Origin of the sequence: Streptomyces brasiliensis, assembly GCF_014647875.1 — a bacterium.
GTDB lineage: Bacteria > Actinomycetota > Actinomycetes > Streptomycetales > Streptomycetaceae > Streptomyces > Streptomyces brasiliensis.
Genome location: NZ_BMQA01000191.1, coordinates 1 through 2,132 on the forward strand (window position 1 = coordinate 1; position 2,132 = coordinate 2,132).

General features: G+C 69.6%; 5 protein-coding genes. 1 reads left to right on the plus strand and 4 read right to left on the minus strand.

The window, feature by feature from the left end; genetic code table 11:
* On the minus strand, positions 1 to 75 hold a 75-nt coding region (locus IEZ19_RS54095; RefSeq protein ID WP_366573376.1), incomplete at its 3' end, for a biotin carboxylase N-terminal domain-containing protein.
* A 340-nt stretch (positions 76 to 415) separates the two neighbouring features.
* Here IEZ19_RS54095 and IEZ19_RS49585 point away from each other — a divergent pair.
* A complete protein-coding gene (locus IEZ19_RS49585; protein WP_229841739.1) occupies positions 416 to 1,006 on the plus strand; it encodes a hypothetical protein in 591 nt (196 codons plus the stop codon).
* On the opposite strand, the gene IEZ19_RS49590 is transcribed toward IEZ19_RS49585, so the two are convergent.
* The 3 genes from IEZ19_RS49590 to IEZ19_RS49595 form a co-directional block, all read right to left on the minus strand.
* A complete protein-coding gene (locus IEZ19_RS49590) occupies positions 975 to 1,601 on the minus strand; it encodes a Maf family protein (RefSeq protein ID WP_189317925.1) in 627 nt (208 codons plus the stop codon). The two genes, IEZ19_RS49585 and IEZ19_RS49590, sit on opposite strands and share 32 nt — an antisense overlap.
* A gap of 32 nt (positions 1,602 to 1,633) precedes the next feature.
* Positions 1,634 to 1,762 carry a morphogenic membrane protein MmpB gene (gene mmpB / locus IEZ19_RS52940; RefSeq protein WP_268248807.1) on the minus strand — a complete coding sequence of 43 codons (129 nt, stop codon included), beginning with the start codon at positions 1,760 to 1,762 and terminating at the stop codon, positions 1,634 to 1,636.
* Between the two features lie 82 nt (positions 1,763 to 1,844).
* On the minus strand, positions 1,845 to 2,051 hold the full coding sequence (locus IEZ19_RS49595) for an acyl-CoA carboxylase epsilon subunit (RefSeq protein ID WP_189317926.1): 207 nt from the start codon (positions 2,049 to 2,051) through the stop codon (positions 1,845 to 1,847).
* Positions 2,052 to 2,132: the final 81 nt, after the last annotated feature.

The following is a 2,132-nucleotide window of genomic DNA, read 5'->3' on the forward strand; positions in this document are numbered from 1 at the left end:
GATCCCGGCGTCCCGGCACGCCCGGGCCACGCGGACAGCGATTTCGCCACGATTGGCGATGAGCACCTTGCGCACGATTGAGGCTCCCTCCTTGAAACAAGCCGAGTTTAGGGACTGCCGACACGGCACTTCGACCCGTCCCCAATGGTGAGCTTGCCCACACGGAGCGTGATTCGAGGCTCGCTCGACCCGCGAAAGCCCTTGTCGCACCTTGGTACGCAGGACTCCTCCGGAAAACCCTAGCCCCGCCATGTGGTCAAGGTCTCTGTGAGAGCGTGCTGCGCCACACTTCGTTTCTTTGTTGAGTCCCTACGAATGGCCCAACGATTTACTGGCGGTGGCAGAACCCTTGTCCCCCGGTTTACCCGTTAGTAGCGTTCGCGCTGTCGGAGATCGGTCGAAAGTGGGTGGGCCCGTGGTGCGCAGGCCGGTGGCGTGGATCGTGACGGTCGTCCTGTTCGCCGAGGCGCTCGGGACAGCCGCGATCAACTGGTTCCTGGGGGTGGTGGTCGACCGTCAGGACATGTCGCTGGCCGGTCTCGACCCGGACATGATGTCCACGTCCTCGAAGATCGGCGGCGTGGTCTTCGGCCTCTACTTCGCGCTGTGCGCGCTGGTCGCGCTGCTCGTCGCGATCCGCGACCGCGCGCCCGCAGGCCTCGGCCGCATCCTGCTGATCAGCGTCGCCGTCGTGCACGGCCTGCTCGGCGCGTTCGCCTGGGGACTGCTGGGCTGGCCCCAGTTCCTGTTCATGGTCGTCGTCCTGGCGCTCGTCGTCCTGCTCCTGATGACGTACGACGGCCAGGACGGCACGGCGCAGTCCGCGGACGGCGATGCCGCGGACGGCGGCTCCCCGGAGGCCCTGGGCGCTTCCGAGGGGCAGGGTGAGGCGCCGTCGGCCGCCGCCGGGACGGAGCACTCCGAGGGAGGCACGGACGAACCGCGCGACGGCGTCCCGGCCATGGCCGGCCCGGTCACTCCGGTGCCTGCGTCCACAACTCCGTGATGTTGACGCCCAGTTCGGCCAGCAGCTTGCGCACGAGGGGCAGACTGATGCCGATCACGTTGCCGTGGTCGCCGTCGATACCCTCGATGAACGGCGCCGAGCGGCCGTCGAGGGTGAACGCCCCGGCGACGTAGAGAGGTTCCCCGGAGCCGACGTACGCGGCGATCTCCTCGTCCGTCGGCTCCCCGAACCGTACGACGGTGGACGCGATCCCGGACACGTACCGCTTGGCGGCCGTGTCCCAGATGCAGTGACCCGTCTGGAGCGTCCCCGCCCGGCCGCGCATCGACTTCCAGCGGGCGGTGGCCTCCTCGGCGTCCACGGGCTTGCCCAGCGCCTCGCCGTCCAGCTCCAGCACCGAGTCGCAGCCGATCACCAGCGCGCCCTGTACGTCCGGCCGCGCCGCGACGACGGAGGCCTTCGCCTCGGCCAGCGCGAGCGCCAGCTCGGCGGGCGTGGGCGCCGTGACGGCATCCTCGTCGAACCCGCTGACGATCACCTCGGGATCCAGGCCGGCCTGCCGGAGCAGGCCGAGGCGGGCGGGGGACTGCGAGGCGAGGACGAGACGTCTGCGCGGCTGCGGCTTGGCGGTCATGCCGCCAGGTTAGCCACATGGGTGAGCGGGGCTCACCTCAAGCCGATCACGATCATGGTCAGGACCATGACCAGGGCCATGAGGAGGCCGAGCCGCCGAAGCATGTCCTGTGCGTCGCGCAGTTCTTTCGGTGGCTCGTTCTCCGGGTCGGACCACAACATCCGTCCATCGTGTGGGTTGCCCGGGGCCGGGTGCGTGAGTACGGGTACTCAAGTTGGCACCCCCTGTTTCGCGGTGTTGCCCTCAGCTCGGCCAGTACGTGCGGGTCCAGGACGCCGGGCCCGGTTGCGGTACGTGGTCGGCCGCGATGCGGGACGGGTCGGACCAGGCGTCGCGGGTCCGTGCGCCGGACGGCCGGGGGGTTGCCGTCGCGGCGCGGGCGCGGACCACCGCCAGGGCGGCGGCCAGCTCCTCCGGGGTCGGATTGCCCCTTAGCACCTTGATCGTCATCTTGCGCTCCCTGGGGCCTAGAGGGGGATGTTGCCGTGCTTCTTCGGAGGCAGGGTTTCGCGTTTGGTGCGGAGTTGGCGC

Excerpts from the sequence above, each read along its gene's own strand:
- mmpB (WP_268248807.1), bottom strand. The coding sequence starts at position 1,762 with ATGTTGTGGTCCGACCCGGAGAACGAGCCACCGAAAGAACTGCGCGAC.
- IEZ19_RS49590 (WP_189317925.1), bottom strand. The coding sequence starts at position 1,601 with ATGACCGCCAAGCCGCAGCCGCGCAGACGTCTCGTCCTCGCCTCGCAG.
- IEZ19_RS49595 (WP_189317926.1), bottom strand. The coding sequence starts at position 2,051 with ATGACGATCAAGGTGCTAAGGGGCAATCCGACCCCGGAGGAGCTGGCC.